The sequence below is a fragment of the Pseudoalteromonas tunicata genome, assembly GCF_002310815.1.
GTDB classification, from domain to species: Bacteria; Pseudomonadota; Gammaproteobacteria; order Enterobacterales; family Alteromonadaceae; genus Pseudoalteromonas; species Pseudoalteromonas tunicata.
The window spans coordinates 3,234,744-3,252,445 of record NZ_CP011032.1 but is presented as its reverse complement, the minus strand read 5'-3'; the positions used below and the strand labels follow the sequence as shown (position 1 = coordinate 3,252,445).

At 38.7% G+C, this 17,702-nt stretch carries 17 protein-coding genes; 10 read left to right on the top strand and 7 right to left on the bottom strand.

Annotation, left to right across the window (positions count from 1 at the left end):
- Positions 1-334 precede the first annotated feature (334 nt).
- Positions 335-1,861 carry a DUF3369 domain-containing protein gene (locus PTUN_RS14765; protein WP_009837745.1) on the bottom strand — a complete coding sequence of 509 codons (1,527 nt, stop codon included), beginning with the start codon at positions 1,859-1,861 and terminating at the stop codon, positions 335-337.
- A 62-nt stretch (positions 1,862-1,923) separates the two neighbouring features.
- Positions 1,924-2,328: a DUF2721 domain-containing protein gene (locus tag PTUN_RS14760; protein ID WP_009837744.1), complete on the bottom strand. Its 405-nt coding sequence runs from the start codon at positions 2,326-2,328 to the stop codon at positions 1,924-1,926.
- Between the two features lie 236 nt (positions 2,329-2,564).
- Between PTUN_RS14760 and PTUN_RS14755 the strand changes: the two genes are divergently transcribed.
- From PTUN_RS14755 to PTUN_RS14745, 3 genes are read left to right on the top strand one after another with little or no spacing between them, the layout of a single operon-like run.
- The gene (locus PTUN_RS14755; RefSeq protein ID WP_009837743.1) at positions 2,565-4,160 is read left to right on the top strand and encodes a coiled-coil domain-containing protein; all 1,596 of its coding nucleotides are present in this window, start codon (positions 2,565-2,567) and stop codon (positions 4,158-4,160) included.
- Entirely contained in the window at positions 4,161-4,496 is a 336-nt protein-coding gene (locus PTUN_RS14750) for a putative signal transducing protein (protein ID WP_009837742.1), read from the top strand.
- A complete protein-coding gene (locus PTUN_RS14745) occupies positions 4,480-5,073 on the top strand; it encodes a YjaG family protein (RefSeq protein ID WP_009837741.1) in 594 nt (197 codons plus the stop codon). The genes PTUN_RS14750 and PTUN_RS14745 overlap by 17 nt, the downstream gene beginning before the upstream one ends.
- A gap of 1 nt (position 5,074) precedes the next feature.
- Here PTUN_RS14745 and rsmD read toward each other — a convergent pair whose 3' ends face one another.
- A complete protein-coding gene (gene rsmD, locus PTUN_RS14740) occupies positions 5,075-5,671 on the bottom strand; it encodes a 16S rRNA (guanine(966)-N(2))-methyltransferase RsmD (protein WP_009837740.1) in 597 nt (198 codons plus the stop codon).
- A gap of 150 nt (positions 5,672-5,821) precedes the next feature.
- Here rsmD and ftsY point away from each other — a divergent pair, with 150 nt between their 5' ends.
- The 4 genes from ftsY to rpoH all read left to right on the top strand — a co-directional run bounded on the left by ftsY (position 5,822) and on the right by rpoH (position 11,358).
- On the top strand, positions 5,822-8,464 hold the full coding sequence (ftsY, locus tag PTUN_RS14735; protein WP_096035256.1) for a signal recognition particle-docking protein FtsY: 2,643 nt from the start codon (positions 5,822-5,824) through the stop codon (positions 8,462-8,464).
- Between the two features lie 50 nt (positions 8,465-8,514).
- Complete coding sequence (gene ftsE / locus PTUN_RS14730) at positions 8,515-9,192, top strand: cell division ATP-binding protein FtsE (RefSeq protein ID WP_009837738.1); 678 nt, start codon at positions 8,515-8,517, stop codon at positions 9,190-9,192.
- Positions 9,189-10,175 carry a permease-like cell division protein FtsX gene (ftsX, locus tag PTUN_RS14725; RefSeq protein ID WP_009837737.1) on the top strand — a complete coding sequence of 329 codons (987 nt, stop codon included), beginning with the start codon at positions 9,189-9,191 and terminating at the stop codon, positions 10,173-10,175. The genes ftsE and ftsX overlap by 4 nt, the downstream gene beginning before the upstream one ends.
- A gap of 316 nt (positions 10,176-10,491) precedes the next feature.
- Positions 10,492-11,358, top strand: a complete 867-nt coding sequence (gene rpoH, locus PTUN_RS14720; protein ID WP_009837736.1) for an RNA polymerase sigma factor RpoH — start codon at positions 10,492-10,494, stop codon at positions 11,356-11,358.
- 62 nt (positions 11,359-11,420) lie between these two features.
- On the opposite strand, the gene PTUN_RS14715 is transcribed toward rpoH, so the two are convergent.
- The 4 genes from PTUN_RS14715 to gpmI form a co-directional block, all read right to left on the bottom strand.
- Positions 11,421-12,176: a divergent polysaccharide deacetylase family protein gene (locus PTUN_RS14715; protein ID WP_009837735.1), complete on the bottom strand. Its 756-nt coding sequence runs from the start codon at positions 12,174-12,176 to the stop codon at positions 11,421-11,423.
- A 120-nt stretch (positions 12,177-12,296) separates the two neighbouring features.
- Positions 12,297-13,484: a S41 family peptidase gene (locus PTUN_RS14710; RefSeq protein WP_009837734.1), complete on the bottom strand. Its 1,188-nt coding sequence runs from the start codon at positions 13,482-13,484 to the stop codon at positions 12,297-12,299.
- A gap of 38 nt (positions 13,485-13,522) precedes the next feature.
- On the bottom strand, positions 13,523-14,665 hold the full coding sequence (locus tag PTUN_RS14705) for a murein hydrolase activator EnvC family protein (RefSeq protein WP_009837733.1): 1,143 nt from the start codon (positions 14,663-14,665) through the stop codon (positions 13,523-13,525).
- Between the two features lie 5 nt (positions 14,666-14,670).
- Positions 14,671-16,215: a 2,3-bisphosphoglycerate-independent phosphoglycerate mutase gene (gene gpmI, locus PTUN_RS14700; RefSeq protein WP_009837732.1), complete on the bottom strand. Its 1,545-nt coding sequence runs from the start codon at positions 16,213-16,215 to the stop codon at positions 14,671-14,673.
- A 282-nt stretch (positions 16,216-16,497) separates the two neighbouring features.
- On the opposite strand from gpmI, the gene PTUN_RS14695 reads away from it, so the two are divergent.
- The 3 genes from PTUN_RS14695 to secB are packed head-to-tail and all read left to right on the top strand — an operon-like array spanning position 16,498 to position 17,700.
- Positions 16,498-16,929, top strand: a complete 432-nt coding sequence (locus tag PTUN_RS14695; protein WP_009837731.1) for a rhodanese-like domain-containing protein — start codon at positions 16,498-16,500, stop codon at positions 16,927-16,929.
- A 3-nt stretch (positions 16,930-16,932) separates the two neighbouring features.
- A complete protein-coding gene (gene grxC / locus PTUN_RS14690; RefSeq protein ID WP_009837730.1) occupies positions 16,933-17,190 on the top strand; it encodes a glutaredoxin 3 in 258 nt (85 codons plus the stop codon).
- 24 nt (positions 17,191-17,214) lie between these two features.
- A complete protein-coding gene (gene secB / locus PTUN_RS14685; protein WP_009837729.1) occupies positions 17,215-17,700 on the top strand; it encodes a protein-export chaperone SecB in 486 nt (161 codons plus the stop codon).
- Positions 17,701-17,702: the final 2 nt, after the last annotated feature.

Sequence of the window (17,702 nt, the reverse complement as noted above, 5' to 3'; positions counted from 1 at the left end):
AAGCTTTAATCTGAATAATAACTAATCATTTAGTCGTGCTTTTAGGCTCAAGGGCAATTTATGATACAAAAAAATGAAAGAGTTAACGTAATAATTAGTATATAACTTATTGTTTTGTTAAATTAAAGTTACATCAGTGGTGTGAAAATACGGTATCAGTAAAAGGGGCTGAGTTGACTCGTAACGGGGTTGCTATTAATGCGTCAACTAAGCTTGTTACCATTAAAAATTTTTAGCTTATAGAAATTAGCTTTGATATTTGTTTTTAATTCAGCGTACTAATGAGAGTCTTGCCTGAGCATTAGGTTAAATAAAAACATTGGAATTAGATTGTTCAATCTGGGTAGGCATCTCGGATTGCCAAAAATGCATCTAGATCATTTAGAAAAAGGTCGACTAATTTAGGGTCAAATTGTTTGGCTCTTTCTTGTTTTAACAAATCGATAATATCAGCAAGAGGCCAAGCTTTTTTATAGCAGCGGTCGCTTCCTAATGCATCAAATACATCGGCTATTGCGGTTATACGACCCGAAATATCAATTGCTTCGCCACTAAGTCCAGAAGGGTAACCTGTACCATCCCATTTTTCGTGATGCTGATACGCGATAACTGCACCCTGGCGCAAAATTTCATTAGTAGAATTTTTTAAAATTTCATATCCCATTTGTGCATGAGATTGCATTATTTGCCACTCATCTGGAGTATGTTTTCCTGGTTTATTTAAAATACTGTCAGGGATCCCTATTTTACCAATATCGTGCAAAGGGGATGCAAGCTTAATTATTTCAGCTTGATAAGGTGTTAATCCATACTTCAGTGCAAGCATAAAGCTGTAATTAGCGACTCGTTTAACATGACTGCCAGTTTCCTTACTTCGTCTTTCTACTGCCTCACCTAAAATGTACGACAGTTCTTTTTGAGATTCTCTGACTACTTCTCGTAATCTTAAATTATCATAAGCAAGTGCAATATTGTTGGAGAAAAACTCTAATAACTGATGATCTGAAGGTTGTAGTTTTGATGATTTACTAACATACAACATAGTTTCTAGGCCACCTTTTGTTGGAAAGTAACCGACAAACTGGTTTTCATTTTTACAAGATTCTTTTTTGTTATGTACATCAATAAAAAGATTACTAATTTCTTTTGGTAAGGTTTTTTGTTCAGGGGCGCTGCTATTTACGGATGCAGCAAGCAGCATAAAATCAGTGCCTTTTTTATCTTGCGAATTAACCGCAGCTGCACAATAAATTTCATTATCATCTAGCCCCATAACATTGGAGACATGCCCCAAAATTGTTGAAGCGAATTGATCAACAGTATCGCATTCTAGAAAATTAGCAGATGCATTAATTATATTTTCTAAACCGCGTTTATGTTTTTCAATGGTGCGAATATCGCGATAAGCACGTAATGCAGAATAAAGTAGAGTTTTGAGTTTAATCGCGGTAAGTTCTGTTTTGTTTTTATAGTCGTTTATATCAAAGTCACGAATGATAGACTCTTCAGGTGCTTCACCTGGTTGACCTGTCCGTAAGATAAGCCTGACATCGTGGTTTTCAGCTTCTTCACGAATGTACTTTATAAGATCTAAACCAGCATGATTTGTTTCCATTACCACATCAACAAGACCTACCGCAATTTGGTCAATATCTTGCAAAACTTCTCTTGCTTGTGCTGCCGAATAGGCATGATGAAATCGCAGTGGCTTACCCTCAAATTGGAATCCTGAAAGTACCAATTTGGTTACTTGATGGATATCTTCTTCATCATCTACAACTAAAATATCCCAGCCAGTTTCAACTGCTGCTACTTGTTCATTGTGATTTAAGCTGTCATCTGCAAACAAGAAATCTGACACAAATTACTACCTATATTTAAGCGGTTGCTTAAGTATAGGTAGTAAATTTTGAAAACATCAAATTAGCTATCTTTGCTTAACGGTTTTTCTGCAATGCTGGTAAGTTCTAATTCGATTGCATCACAAGAGATATGAATTTCATAGAGCGAAAAGAGTAATGAGCCAAGTAAACAAATTAGGCTAGCACCAAAAAAAATAGCTCCTAAAAGAAGTAGCTCAAGAAAGACTGCGAACATGGCTGCTGTACAGAGTAAAAAAGAGATCACTCCATAAAACTGCATGGTACGAATTAGCTTTATCCGTTTTCGTAAATTAGAAATTTGCGCTTTTACGACAGGGCGGATTGTATCTCCTTCTCTGGAGTTCAGTTGGCGGATTAATTGAGCTAAAACCAAGAAACGGTTGGTATATGCAAGTAAAAGCAGTGAAATTGCAGGGAAAAGTAGAGCAGGGGTCGTTAAGGTCATAGTGATTATCAGATAGCCTTTTAATTTGTTTGTTAATTATATGTTTTAATGTGTTTAAATTCACGCACTAGCAGTGTTAAGATAGCTACAATTTATACAATGTAATTATTTTAACTTATTAATTTTATAAGATTAAATGATTCTAATTTAGCTTTCTTCTGCAATTGAATTAAACGAAATTTAAAAATTGAACGAGCTAATAATAACAAAAGCATTGCTCTAGGGGATAGATTTCGATGGGTGAATTTCAAGGTACACAACTTCATCAATTACTACAAGGTTTAGAGGCGGTATCACCGCAAGAGACATTTTCATCAGTGGCTCGAAGTTTATCACAAGAACCAACCGATTTTATTGGTAATTTGGCTGCAACAATCACAGAGCGTCATCCGTATATTGATACCGTTTCTCAGCAGTTTTTATCGCTGATTTCACCGCAATTACAGGCAATGATGCTTGTAGCTTGCCAGCAGGCGCTTGAAAAAGGCCATCAAGCGGCAATCGTACAGCACCAATCTGATGAAGATGAATTAATAGCATCTTTAGAACAAAAAGTGACTTTGCTGCAAAAAGGCGCATTGCAACTTGAGCAAAAATTACAGGCTGAACAGAAAAATTGTCAGGCAAGCCAACTTGAGATAGAGCGCTTAACAGGGTTACTTGAACAAGGAAATGGTTATCAAGAACAATTTGAAACACTGCAAGCGCATCATCAAAAAGAGTTAGTTCAGCATTCAAAACTTAAAGAAACGCTTGCTGAGCAGCAAAATATCATTCAAGAAAAAGAACTTCTTTTACAGCAATCTGAAGCTGCCTTACAAAAACAAAAAGAACTTAATGCATTACAATCAGATAAGGTTAAACAACTTATTACCGAACGAAGTGCAGAAAATGCATCGCTAGATGATAGGTTGAAACAGCAAGAAACACATTATCAAAAAGAGTTGTCAGATCTTAAACAGGCATTTGAGCTATTACAGGGCGAATTAGAGTCTGGTAATGCTAACCTTGCTACGCAGCAGCATGCGATTGAAGAGAAGGATTCCGCGTTACAGCAAGCACTCGCTTCTCTGAAAGAGAAAGAGTTGTTATTAACCGATATAAATAGTGCTAATGGTCAATACACAGCGCAAATCAAAAATCTTCTACAAGAAAAGCATAAATCAGACCAAATGATTGCTGAACAGCAAAAAACATTTGAAACTTTACAGCAGGATCTTATTTCGCAGCGTGCAGCGGTTGAAGAGTTAAATAAAAATAAAGAGTTACTCAGCGGGCAAGTTTCTGACAAAGAAAATCATTTGGCTGAGTTACAAGCGAGTTTAACAGAGTTAGAGCAGCAAAACGAAGCATTGCAAGCTGAGCATGCTTCAGTCTTAGAAGCGAATGCGCAGTATAAAGACAAAATTGCAGAGCAAGAGAAGAAACAAGATGGTCGATTTAATGATCTGAAAAAAGACCTGTTTGCTGAAACTAAATTATTAAAAGTAGAGTTAGAGCAAGCGTTATCAAATATTGTGAATTTAGAGCAAGATAAAGAGCAAATGTCTGAGCTGCTTAGTGAATTTAGAATCAAAGAGCAAGCATACCAAGACGCGATTGCCAAAAAAGAAAGCTTATTAGCCAATCAAGATTCTGCATTAAACATGGCGCAAGGTCGAAATACCAGTTTGGTATCTCGTTTAGAGGCAGAATCAAAACAAGCTCGTAATGCGTATGAAAGTATTCGAGCACAAAATAATGAATTAAATGAAAAAATTGAAGAATTAGAAGGCAAAGTAACCGAATTTAAACTTAAATTTGAGTATGCCCAACAACAACTCAATAGCTAAATGGAAAAACTCTTTGATTGGATCCGTATTTATCAAGCTGAAAATGCACTTGAAGCCTATTTAATCAAAGGGTTATTGCACATCAATTCAATCGATGTTCGCTTTCATGGTGAAGCCCTTGCGGGGGCTTTAGGTGAAATTCCCCAAGATCAAACCTATATTTCGATACTTGTCTTGCAGATAAAACAGCGCCAAGCTGAAAAAATCTTGTTAGAATATCAAACTCAACGACAATCAACTCATGAATGGTTTTGCCGCCATTGTGGTGAAAAAAATGGTGCAGGGTTTGAATTATGCTGGTCCTGCCTAATGGATAAAGATGAACAGACCGAATAATTTTCAACGTATTAGAGAATTAAATTACCTGCAAAAAGCAGTACTGGCCGCCGCTTTATTGGAGCGAATGCTGCCAAATTATACTTTATTCAGTCAAGCAACTGAATTTGGTGATGATTCTGTTTTACGTAATGCGTTAAATTTAATCTGGGAAAGAATAGTTTTGCCAAAAAGCAAAATTAACTTCGAATTATTAATTGATAAAGTTGAGCCAAATGTTCCGGAAGTAACCGATTTTGATATGTTTGGTGTTTATCCTGCGATTGATGCAGCAACAGCATTGTTAGGTATGCTGCACGGATTAATTGCACAAGATGAAGCTGAATTTGTTGATATCAGTAAAATATCCCAGGCCACAGTTGCAAAACTAATTGAATATCAACTGACATCAGAAGATGTGATAGCTGATAACCAAGCTATTCGTGAACACCCTTTAATGCAATATGAAATTGAAGTGCTTGGCGAGCTTATTGATTATGTTGAAAATATGGGGCGGATCAGTTCAGAAAGCGTCAAAGCGCTTCGAGTTAAAGCGCTTGAAGATGGTCAAACAAATATTGGTATTGAAATCGAATAGCCTAATTGTTTACTAAGCCATTTTGATAGAGACGGTAGCTCACTTGACCTGCCGTTTTTTCTTTTTTAAGGCTCCAATTTACAGGCGCTTTAAAATCAGAAAGCTCGTTTTCAACTTCAAGATAAATTAAAGCATCTTGAGCAAGGGCATTTCTTTCGACCAATAAATCACAAAGAGGTTGTGCTAACCCTTGGCGAAATGGCGGATCGATAAAAACTAAGTTAAATAATCTGTTATTGGTTGCTATAAATTGAAGTGCATCACCATGGACGAGGTTAGCGTTTGGATTTTTTAACGTCAAAATATTGCTCTGAATTTGCTGCGCGGCTATTTTATCTTTCTCAATAAATGTCACAGAGCTGGCATAACGAGATAGCGCTTCAAAGCCAAGCCCACCAGAACCTGCAAAACAATCGAGAACAACAGTGTCTCTCACATCATTCATTAACCAGTTAAATACGGTTTCTTTTACTCGGTCGGTTGTTGGTCTTAGCCCTTGAACATCTTTTACTGGCAGTTTTCGCCCGCGGTATTGACCACTGATGATGCGAATTTGACCTGAGGTCGATTTGTTTGATTTTGATGTGTTTGGCTTCATTAATATCACTAAAAAATGGTGTCGAGAAACGCTCTCATATAGTATATGGGCTAAATTTTATCGCTGCGGTACTTTTTCATTCTGTTAATGAAAGTGTTACCATATTGCACGCATCAGTTTATCAGATTTTATAAGTGGTCATTAGCTAGTATGGCAAAAAAAAATAGATTTTTATCTTGGTTAGGCTTTGGTGAAAAAGACACAACCAATGAAGTTCAAGAGCAAGCACGCTTAGCAGAAGAAGCACGTTTAGCAGAAGAAGCTCGCTTAGCGGAGGAAGCTCGCTTAGCAGAGGAAGCTCGCTTAGCAGAAGAAGCACGTTTAGCAGAAGAAGCACGTTTAGCAGAAGAAACACGCTTAGCTGGTGAAGCTCGCTTAGCAGAAGAAGCACGCTTAGCTGGTGAAGCTCGCTTAGCAGATGAAGCACGCTTAGCTGGTGAAGCTCGCTTAGCAGAAGAAACACGTTTAGCAGAAGATGCACGTTTAGCAGAAGAAGCACGTTTAGCAGAAGAAGCACGTTTAGCAGAAGAAGCACGTTTAGCAGGTGAAGCTCGCTTAGCAGAAGAAACACGTTTAGCAGAAGAAACTCGTTTAGCAGAAGAAGCACGCTTAGCAGAAGAAGCACGCTTAGCTGGTGAAGCTCGCTTAGCAGAAGAAACACGTTTAGCAGAAGAAACTCGTTTAGCAGAAGAAGCACGCTTAGCAGAAGAAGCACGCTTAGCTGGTGAAGCTCGCTTAGCAGAAGAAACACGTTTAGCAGAAGAAACTCGTTTAGCAGAAGAAGCACGCTTAGCAGAAGAAGCACGCTTAGCTGGTGAAGCTCGCTTAGCAGAAGAAACACGTTTAGCAGAAGAAACTCGTTTAGCAGAAGAAGCACGCTTAGCAGAAGAAGCACGCTTAGCTGGTGAAGCTCGCTTAGCAGAAGAAACACGTTTAGCAGAAGAAACTCGTTTAGCAGAAGAAGCACGCTTAGCAGAAGAAGCACGCTTAGCTGGTGAAGCTCGCTTAGCAGAAGAAACACGTTTAGCAGAAGAAACTCGTTTAGCAGAAGAAGCACGCTTAGCAGAAGAAGCACGCTTAGCTGGTGAAGCTCGCTTAGCAGAAGAAACACGTTTAGCAGAAGAAACTCGTTTAGCAGAAGAAGCACGCTTAGCAGAAGAAGCACGCTTAGCAGAAGAAGCACGCTTAGCAGAAGAAGCACGCTTAGCAGAAGAAGCACGCTTAGCAGAAGAAGCACGCTTAGCAGAAGAAGCACGCTTAGCAGAAGAAGCACGCTTAGCAGAAGAAGCACGCTTAGCAGAAGAAGCACGCTTAGCAGAAGAAGCACGCTTAGCAGAAGAAGCACGCTTAGCAGAAGAAGCACGCTTAGCAGAAGAAGCACGCTTAGCAGAAGAAGCACGTTTAGCAGAAGAAGCACGTTTAGCAGAAGAAGCACGTGTAGCAGAAGAAGTACGCTTAGCAGAAGAAGCTCGCTTAGCAGAAGAAGCACGCTTAGCTGGTGAAGTTCGCTTAGCAGAAGAAACACGTTTAGCAGAAGATGCACGTTTAGCAGAAGATGCACGCTTAGCAGAAGAAGCACGTTTAGCAGAAGAAGCTCGCTTAGCAGAAGAAGCACGCTTAGCAGAAGAAGCGCGCTTAGCTGGTGAAGCTCGCTTAGCAGAAGAAACACGTTTAGCAGAAGAAACTCGTTTAGCAGAAGAAGCACGCTTAGCAGAAGAAGCACGTTTAGCAGAAGAAGCACGCTTAGCAGAAGAAGCACGCTTAGCAGAAGAAGCGCGTTTAGCAGAAGAGGCTCGTTTAGCAGAAGAAGCGCGCTTAGCACAAGAAGCAAAGATTCAAGCCTTGCCTGCAGAAGAAAGCCCTAAAAAAGATAGCTTTTTTTCACGCTTGAAAAAGAGCCTAATCAAAACAAAACAATCAATCGGTTCTGGTTTTATAAATATTTTCTCAGGTAAGAAAATAGATGACGAATTATTTGAAGAGTTAGAAACGCAATTATTAACTGCTGATTTAGGCGTTGATACTACGCTTAAATTAATTGCTCGTTTAACCGAAGCGGCTGATCGTAAGCAATTAAAAGATGGTGATGCGTTATACGACCTTTTAAAACAAGAAATGGCGCAAATGTTAAAGTCAGCGGAGCAAGCGCTTGATACTGAAAAAGCAACCGGGCCATTTGTTATTTTAATGGTCGGTGTTAATGGTGTAGGTAAAACTACCACTATCGGAAAACTGGCTAAGCAATTTCAAGCAGAAGGTAAATCTGTAATGCTTGCAGCGGGTGATACCTTTAGAGCAGCAGCTGTTGAGCAATTACAAGTTTGGGGGCAACGGAATGATATACCGGTGATTGCTCAGCATACCGGTGCGGACAGCGCATCAGTCATTTTTGATGCTTTTCAAGCAGCCAAAGCGAGAAAGGTGGATATACTGATTGCCGATACCGCAGGTCGCTTACAAAATAAAGACAACCTCATGCAAGAGTTAGAAAAAATTGCTCGTGTCATGAAAAAGCTTGATCCTGACGCTCCACATGAAGTGATGCTGACTATTGATGCAGGTACTGGTCAAAACGCGATTAGCCAAGTTGATTTATTTAATAAAGCGGTTGGATTAACCGGCATTAGTTTAACTAAACTTGATGGCACAGCCAAAGGGGGAGTTATTTTTGCGGTTGCCGATAAGTTTAATATTCCAATTCGTTATATCGGGGTTGGTGAAGGAATTGATGATTTAAGAGCCTTCAAAAGTGATGAATTTATCAATGCTTTGTTTAGTCAGGATGATAAGTAAAGATTTAAATTTAGGGCGCTTTGCGCCCTCTTAGCTGTAAGATACTAATAATGATAAAATTTCAGCAAGTAAGTAAAACATATCCCGGTGGTCATCTCGCACTGGAGAAAATTAATTTTCACCTTAAAGCGGGTGAACTGGCCTTTTTAACCGGTCATAGTGGCGCAGGTAAAAGTACACTCCTTAAGTTGATAAGCGTAATGGAACGCCCATCAGCTGGTGATGTGTTTATCAATAGCGTTAAGTTAAATAAACTTGATACTAAACAGGTGCCGTATATTCGCCGTGATATTGGTATGATTTTTCAAAACCATAGGCTATTGAATCGTTATAATATTTTTGACAATGTGGCTTTTCCTTTGGTAATCGAAGGTATGCATCGTAAAGATATTGAAAAACGTGTGCATGCTGCACTTGATAAAGTTGGTTTGCTTAGCAAGGTTAAATGTTTTCCAGATACTCTATCTGGCGGTGAGCAACAGCGAGTCGGTATTGCACGAGCTATTGTGAACTCTCCCCCAATTTTACTCGCCGACGAACCAACTGGAAATTTAGATCCTGAGTTATCGGTTGAAATTTTAAATTTGTTTGAAGATTTTAATCAGCAGGGCACGACTGTACTTATTGCAACCCATGACCTTGGTTTGATTGCTCGGATGAAATATCGCAGTCTTACTCTAAAACGCGGTCGTTTAATTGATGATCCGTTAACAGGGAGCCAGCCGTGAGTATTTTATTTAAAGGGCGCAATAGTCAGGCTGAGGCTTATCAAAAATCTTGGCTGCTCAATATGTATTTTGTAATCCAAAACGTCCTACGCCAAGGTGTGCATAGCCTAGGTGAAATGTGGCGAACACCTGCAGCTTCTTTAATGACCATTGCAGTGCTTGGTTTGAGTTTAACATTACCAGCAACTCTTTATTTAGTGGTTAAAAATGTACAGCTAGTAAGCAGTGGTTTTGAGAACGCAGCTGAAATCTCGCTCTTTGTGAAAAAAGATACGACAGAGCAAGAGGCGGGCTCATTAGTTAATCGCTTAAGGCTTTATCCAGAGATTGCCCAAGTAGATTATATTTCTAAAGATGATGCATTGGCTGAATTTAAGGTTGCTTCAGGCTTTGGTCAGGCGCTTAATTATTTAGATGAAAATCCTCTACCTAGTGTTGTATTAGTGACTCCAACTAAGCGCTTTACCTCAGCTCAAGCCGCAAGGGAGCTTTTGCTTAAACTTGAGCAAGAAAGGGAAGTTGATTTTGGAAAATTAGATATTGAATGGCTAGAGCGTCTAAATGCTTTGCTTTCTTTATTACGCGAAAGTGTGATCACAATCGCATTGTTATTGCTGACTTCCGTCATTTTAATTATCGGCAATACAATTCGCTTATCAATTATGGATAAAAAAGAAGAAATTCAGGTGATGAAGCTGGTTGGTGCAACCAATAATTTCATTCAAGCACCATTTTTGTGGACCGGTATTTGGTATGGTCTAATTGGTGGGCTGTTCTCATTTATCGCCATTGTTGTGATGATGTGGTGGTTAGCGTCAGCTGTAAGTCATGTTGCGGGTGTTTATCAAACCGAGTTTATATTGCAAGGGTTGTCTTTTAATGAGTTTTGTTTGTTAGTTTTATTGGGTATCGCACTTGGCTTAAGTGGGTCATTTTTATCAGTGAAACGTTATATTGATGCAATCGAGCCGGACAAAATATAATTTAAAACTCTTTAAAACTCTTTAAAATCTGATGGATGTAAAAATAGATAAATATTTTTACATCTTCTTACTTGCACTGTTCGCATATTTTGTTAAGTTAAGTAGCAAGCACATATTTGAGTGTGCACAAGCAGAGTTTAAATTAGACATATTACGTATTTATATCCATTCTATTTTGTTTCTTTTTCTTTGAATTATCCGACCAAGATATTTTGAACTTAAGTAAATATTTAAGGTCATAAGAAACGAAATGAAGTTAGCACTCTCGATAAAAGAGTGCTAATATTGTTTAAAAGATGGACCCAAGAGGTGAAATATGAGCAAAGATTTACAAGCAATGATGTTAACAGTTCCACAGCAAAGTGGCAGCATGGAAGGATATCTTCAAGCTGTTAGCGGTATTGCAATGCTAAGTGCTGAAGATGAACAAGCATTAGCAGTAAAACTACAGCAAGATGGTGACTTAGATGCTGCAAGACAGCTTATCATGTCGCATTTACGTTTTGTTGCTCACATAGCTAAAGGTTATTCGGGCTACGGACTGCCACAAGCTGATTTAATTCAAGAAGGGAATATCGGCTTAATGAAAGCTGTAAAACGCTTCGACCCTACTGTAGGCGTTCGTTTGGTATCATTTGCAGTACATTGGATTAAAGCTGAAATTCATGAATATGTGCTAAAAAATTGGCGTATTGTAAAAGTTGCTACTACGAAAGCTCAGCGTAAGTTATTTTTTAATTTGCGTAAGAATAAAAAGCGTTTAGGTTGGTTTAATCCTGAAGAAGTTTCAACAGTTGCCAATGAATTAGGCGTGACAGAAAAAGATGTACGTGAGATGGAAGCACGAATGAGCAGTCAAGACATGGTGTTTGACTTAACAACCGATGATGATGATTCAACTTCTGCAACGCAATATTCCCCTGTGCAATATTTAACAGATAATAGTGTTGATTTAGCCGATAAAATTGAAGAAGAGCAGTGGGAAGAGCAAACTCACAATCGTTTATTCCACGCATTAAAAAGTTTAGATGAACGCTCTCAAGATATCGTTCAGACCCGTTGGTTAAGTGATGACAAGGCTACACTACAAGATTTAGCGGTAAAATATGATGTTTCAGCTGAACGTGTTAGGCAGCTTGAGAAAACAGCAATGAAGAAATTGCAGCACCTGTTAACGGCTTAAATTATAAATTGAATAAAATAAAAAAACCGCTTCAATTGAAGCGGTTTTTTATTTTATAAGGCTTATTCTTGGGTTTGCTGTTGCGGATTCGCTTGAGTTAAAGCAGCTAAACGTACATATTTTTTAGTAACTAAATCTGACAGTGGAACTAACTTGATCCCTTGCTCAGCTAATTTTGGTAATGCTTGTTCAAGAAAGGCCAATGTTTCAGGGTAAGGATGCGCAATTGCAATTGCGTAATCATTCTTTTTTGCGAGGCGGATCAGCTGGTTCATTCGAAAAGTCATTTGTTTTTCACTTGGAATGTTATCGATAAAAACATGACGACTGATGTTATCTACACCAAATAAATTAGCCATATGTTGTGCTTGGCTATGCTGAGTTGTTTTACTATCTAAAAAGTACAAATTCCTTTCTTTTAGTACTTCCATGGTCCAAGACATAGGTTTTATTTTTTGGGTTAGAAGTGACCCCATATGGTTATTGATACCTTTTACTTGTGGTAAATCATCCAAAGCACGGGCGAGCATATGTTGAAGCTGCTCTTTATTCATATCATAGGTAATTGCACCGGGCCCGAGCTCTTTGCCGCTAATCGCTTGCATGGGGACATGTAATAGCATTTCTTTTTTTGCCAATTGTGCTTGTTGTGCAAATGATTTAGCAAAAGGAGTAAAGGGTAGAATAGAAAAAGACACCTCTCCTGGGAGGTTGATAGCGTCGAGATCTCGTTCATGATATCCAATATCATCAATAACGATGGCCACTTGGCCTGCATAACTAAAATGGCTAACCATTAAAGCTATCAAAGAAAGCATCCTGAGTTTTAAGCGCACAATTATATCTTTTTATTATTATGGCAACCCATTACGTATTGAGTAATGAGTTGCTCAGTTATTTTTATTATTGTTTTGTCCTTAAAGAACAAAATACCTTAACTAATATTTTTTCAGTATTTTTTGAGCTTCTTCCAATTGTACATCGCGAAACGCGGTAAGCAAGGGTTGATTATTATTCCCGCTACTCATTTTTAACAAGGTCTGGCCATCTTCACTTGGCAGCTTACTCTGTTCTATTGCGATATCAGGCACAATACCAATGCCATCAATAGATTGACCCGATGGAGTGTAATATTTAGCTGTGGTAAGTTTTAGGGCTGTATGGCCATCTCCAAGCGGGATGAGAGATTGAACAGAGCCTTTACCATATGATCGAGTGCCAACTACAATGGCTCGTTGATTATCCTTTAATGCGCCAGCTAAAATCTCAGCCGCAGAAGCTGAGCCTTTATTAATGAGGACAACAATAGGCGCACCATTAAGTACATCGCCTGTTTTAGCCAAATACTTATGATTAGCATCATAAAAGCGGCCTTTAGTTGTAACTATTGTGCCATGTTGCAAAAATAAATCAGAGATATCAACCGCGCTACCAAGAACGCCACCGGGATTGTCACGTAGGTCTATGAGTAGTCCCTTAAGATTTTGTCCATTTTCATTGGCTAATTGGGCTAATAGTCTGGCCAAATCATGCAGGGTGTGATTATTAAAATTACTGATCCGAATGGATGCATAGCCATGTTCATTGAGCTGACCAGAAACGCTTTCAATTGCAATTTTTTCTCTTTCAAGGGTAAATTGCAGCGCATCACTATAGCCACTTCTTGCTATCGCTAGCTTAATTTGAGGTGTTTTTGATTTACTGATTAGTGCAGCCACTTTTTTAATTGGCTCATTAATCACAGTTTCATTATTTACTTTAAGTAAAATATCGCCTTTTTTAATTCCTGCATGTGAGGCCGGTGAATTTGGCAGCGCGGATACAATAATAATATGCTCATCTCGCTGTTCAACTTCAATGCCCAAGCCCGTATATTGACCATTTGCGATATTAAATAAATCTTCTAATTCTTCAGGATCTAAATAGTCCGAGTGAGGATCAAGTTGTTTTATGAGTGAATCTATCGCTGTGTGATTTAACTTTTTAGGATCAATTTCATCGACATAAAAAGCTTGGATATGTTCTAAAATATCTTGCAGCTCAGCTGCAGGCTCATTAGCCTGCGCAGAGCTAGGGAGAGTAAATGTTAGATAAAAACAAACAATGAATTGGGATAAATATTTCATTGGCTTACTCCTAATTCGAGTGCAACCAACTACTTACATTATAGTTTTTTGCACCATGTGGTGGGGTTTACCGCACTTCCCTTATGCCGTATTTCGAAGTATAGACTAGGATCGCTTTGTCCACCGCTTTGTCCAACTAAAGCGATGACTTCTCCCTTGGTAACCTTGTCTCCCACTTCTTTTAAAATGGCTTGATTGTGACCGTAGAGGCTCATAAATCCTTCACCATGATCAATTACAATCACCCAGCCAAAGCCTTTTAGCCAATCGGAAAAAACGACCTGACCATCATGAATAGTTGAAACAGGGCTGCCTTCTTTGGCTGAAATCACAACTCCTTTCCATTTAAAATTGCCATGCTTGTGTTGGCCAAATTTATGGCTATGTCTACCTCTGCTTGGCCAATTGAGTTGACCTTTAAATGCCATAAGCCCATCTAAATTAATTATTTTTTTAGCTTCTTCATGCAAAGCTTCTAACGTTTCTACAAGTACTTGTTCATTTTGTTTTAGATAATCAATAGCCGACAAAGTAGATGAAAATTGTTTTTGTAACTGGGCTAAATTTTCTTTGCGATCTTTTTGCGCAAGCTCTAGGGCTTTTTGTTTTTGTTTTTGTTCAGCGACTAATTTAATTAACTCATTCTCGCTATTTTTTAATTTTTCTTGTGTATTGGCGAGTTCTAATAACGTATTTTTTAAGGCGTCAATTTGCTGTAAACGTGCATTGTTAAGGTAGCTGTAGTAGCTTAAAGTACGTTCAAAACTAGCGACTTGTTGTTGATTTAACAGCAACTTGCTGTAATCATGGCTGCCTGTCATAAAGGCACTTTTGAGCTGTGCTGCAAGAGCAGCCTGCTGCGTTGATTTATTTTGTGTCAGTTCATTAATTTTATCTTTAAGTGCAATTTGTTCATTGCGGTTAAATTCGGTTGAAAAAAGCAGCTCTTTGAGTGATTTTGCATTTTGTGCAATTTCAAATTCAGAATTTTTAAGGTTTACTTCAAGTTGACTTATTTGCGTTTTTTGCGCTGCTAAGCGCTCAGCATTGAGCTTGAGTTCTTTTTGGATTTGTTCGAGATCTTCTTTGGTGCGAGTTTCATTGCCATTAGCGTGGGCTAATGGCAATGAAAGTAAGGTGCACACTAAGGGTAAGATTATTTTTTTTATTGTATTACCCATAACGTTTATTGTACTTGCATGATTGTTGTGCCAGTCATTTCCTCTGGTTGAGCCATACCGAGTAAATGCAGCATGGTTGGAGCAACATCACTGAGCTTTTTATCTGAATAAGCCTGAGCTTGGCGTCCAAAATAAATAAAAGGAACTGGTTCACTCGTGTGCGCAGTGTGCGCTTGTCCAGTTTCTTCATTTTGCATTTGTTCAGCATTTCCATGATCAGCCGTGATAAGCGCTTCGCCGCCCGTTTGTGTTAAGGCTTCAATTACTCTACCAATACAATGATCTACGGCCTCGCAGGCTTTTACTGCCGCACTAAATACGCCTGAGTGACCAACCATGTCACCATTTGGGTAATTACAAATAATGACATCATGTTGACCTGCATGAATTGCTTCAACCAGTTTATCTGTCAGCATTTCTGAATTCATTTCGGGTTGTAGGTCATAAGTTGCCACTTGAGGTGAAGGGATTAAAATACGATCTTCACCTTCAAACAATGCTTCTCGACCGCCGCTAAAGAAAAATGTTACATGAGCATATTTTTCGGTTTCAGAAATGCGCAATTGCGTTTTATTGTGCTTTGCTAACCACTCACCGAGTACATTTGTTAATGCAACCGATGGGAAAGCAGAAGGTGCTGGAATATCTTTGGCATATTCGGTCATGGTGACAAATGCGGCTAATTCAGGTGCTTTTTGTTTTACAAAACCATCAAAGTTTTTATCAACAAATACGCGACTCATTTGACGAGCGCGATCGGCTCTGAAGTTTAAAAATAGAACAGCATCGCCATCATTTATTTGAGCTGTATCTTGCTTTGCTGGCGTTATACTGGTGGCCGCAACAAATTCATCATTTTCATTACGGTTATATGCTGCTTTAAGTGCTGAAGTGGCATCATTAAAGTGATATTCAGCGCTCGCTTGAGTCATTAGGTTGTATGCTTTTTCAACGCGATCCCAGCGATTATCTCGATCCATTGCGTAATAACGGCCGATCAGAGAAGCAATACGACCACATTGTAATTCATTGAATTTTTTATCAACTAAATCAATCGATTCTTGTGCACTACGAGGAGCTGTATCTCGGCCATCTAAAAAAGCATGTAAATAAACCGCTTTGGCGCCACGTTTAGCTGCCAGTTCAATAGTTGCTAAAATATGATCAACATGGCTGTGAACACCTCCGGGGCTTAATAGACCCATTAAATGAACAGCTTTATTATTCTTAACGGCTTGGTCTATTGCATTAACAAATGTTGGGTTTTCAAAGAAATCACCATCAGCGATTGATTTTGTAATGCGCGTGAAATCTTGATATACGATTCGACCTGCACCTAAATTGACATGGCCAACTTCTGAGTTACCCATTTGACCTGGTGGTAAGCCAACATCAAGGCCTGAACCTGATATTAAGGTACTTGGACAGGTCTGCCATAATTTATCCATCACAGGAGTGTTTGCAGCTAAAATGGCATTACTTTCTGGGTCTTCTCTATAGCCCCAGCCATCTAAGATTATCAATACTAAAGGCTTTTTTTTCAATGTCATTACAGCTCCTGTGCTTTGGCGCAAATCAAATTTTGAAATGAATGGCCTTAGCATACCGTTTTTTGTTTTTTTATTCAGCAAAGAAACTGAGATATTAAAATAATTCACCTTTATAGATATAAAATATTAAGGTATAAAATTGCCGCCGCAACGAGCTTTTTACAAGTGAGTAAAAACTGTTCAGAGAGTCGGTTTGGCTTTATCTCAGAGGCTGGTATCTTAGTGCTAAGCGTGTATACTTACGCGTTTTATATAAACTTAAATAAGAAAAGTGGAAGGTCAATGGCACAATTCGTAGAATTTATCGGAAATCATCCGATCTTAAGTTTGATCTGGATCGGTTTAGTTATGGCGATTGTCTTAGGTTGGTTCAAAGCGAGATTTTCAGCAATTAAGCATATTAATCCTCAGCAATTAACGTTGTTAATCAATCGTGAAAATGCAACTGCGGTTGATATTCGTGCTTTAAAAGATTTTAATACAGGTCACATTGCAAGCTCAGTTCATTTAAGTGCTGAAAAAGCGAAAGAAAAAGAGTTTTCTGCGCTTGAAAAGCTAAAAAATGCGCCCATTATAGTCGTATGCAATACAGGAATGACTGCTTCAGGCGTAGCTGATAATTTACACAAAGCTGGTTTTGAGCACGTTTTTATTCTTTCAGGTGGGATCGGTGCTTGGCAAAGTGCTGGTTTACCAATGACCACGGAGCGTTAAACAATGGCTGCAACAGTCGTTATTTATACTAAAGATTATTGCCCTTACTGCATTCGTGCAAAAGCACTTTTAAGCAGTAAAGGTGTTCCATTTACCGAGTTTGATATTGGCAAGCAGCCTGAACTTCGTGATGAAATGGTAGCAAAAGCAAATGGTGGTTATACGGTGCCACAAATTTTTATTGGTGATCAACATATCGGTGGTTGTGATGATATGATGGCGCTAGATTCGCAGGGTAAACTTGATACTTTGCTCAAATAATTAATAAATTCAATAGGAAGTAACATGGCAGAACATGATCAAAATGCAGCGCAAGAGCAAGTAGGCCCTCAGTTCGCAATTCAACGTATTTATACAAAAGATATTTCTTTTGAGACGCCTAATTCACCTGCAATTTTTCAAAAAGAATGGACGCCTGAAGTTAAATTAGATCTAGACACTCGTTCAGCTCGTTTAGACGAGGGTGTATTTGAAGTTGTTTTAGCGTTAACTGTGACAGCAACTATCGGTGACGAAACAGCATTTTTATGTGAAGTACAACAAGCGGGTATCTTCACCATTACTGCTGTTGAAGAAGGCCAACTAGCACACATGTTAGGTGCATTCTGTCCAAATACATTATTCCCATATGCGCGTGAAGCGGTTTCAAATTTAGTTAATCGTGGCACATTCCCACAATTAAATTTAGCGCCTGTTAACTTTGACGCATTATTTGGTCAATATGTTCAGCAGCGTGCAGCTCAAGCTGAGCAGGTTCAAGCAGACGCATAATT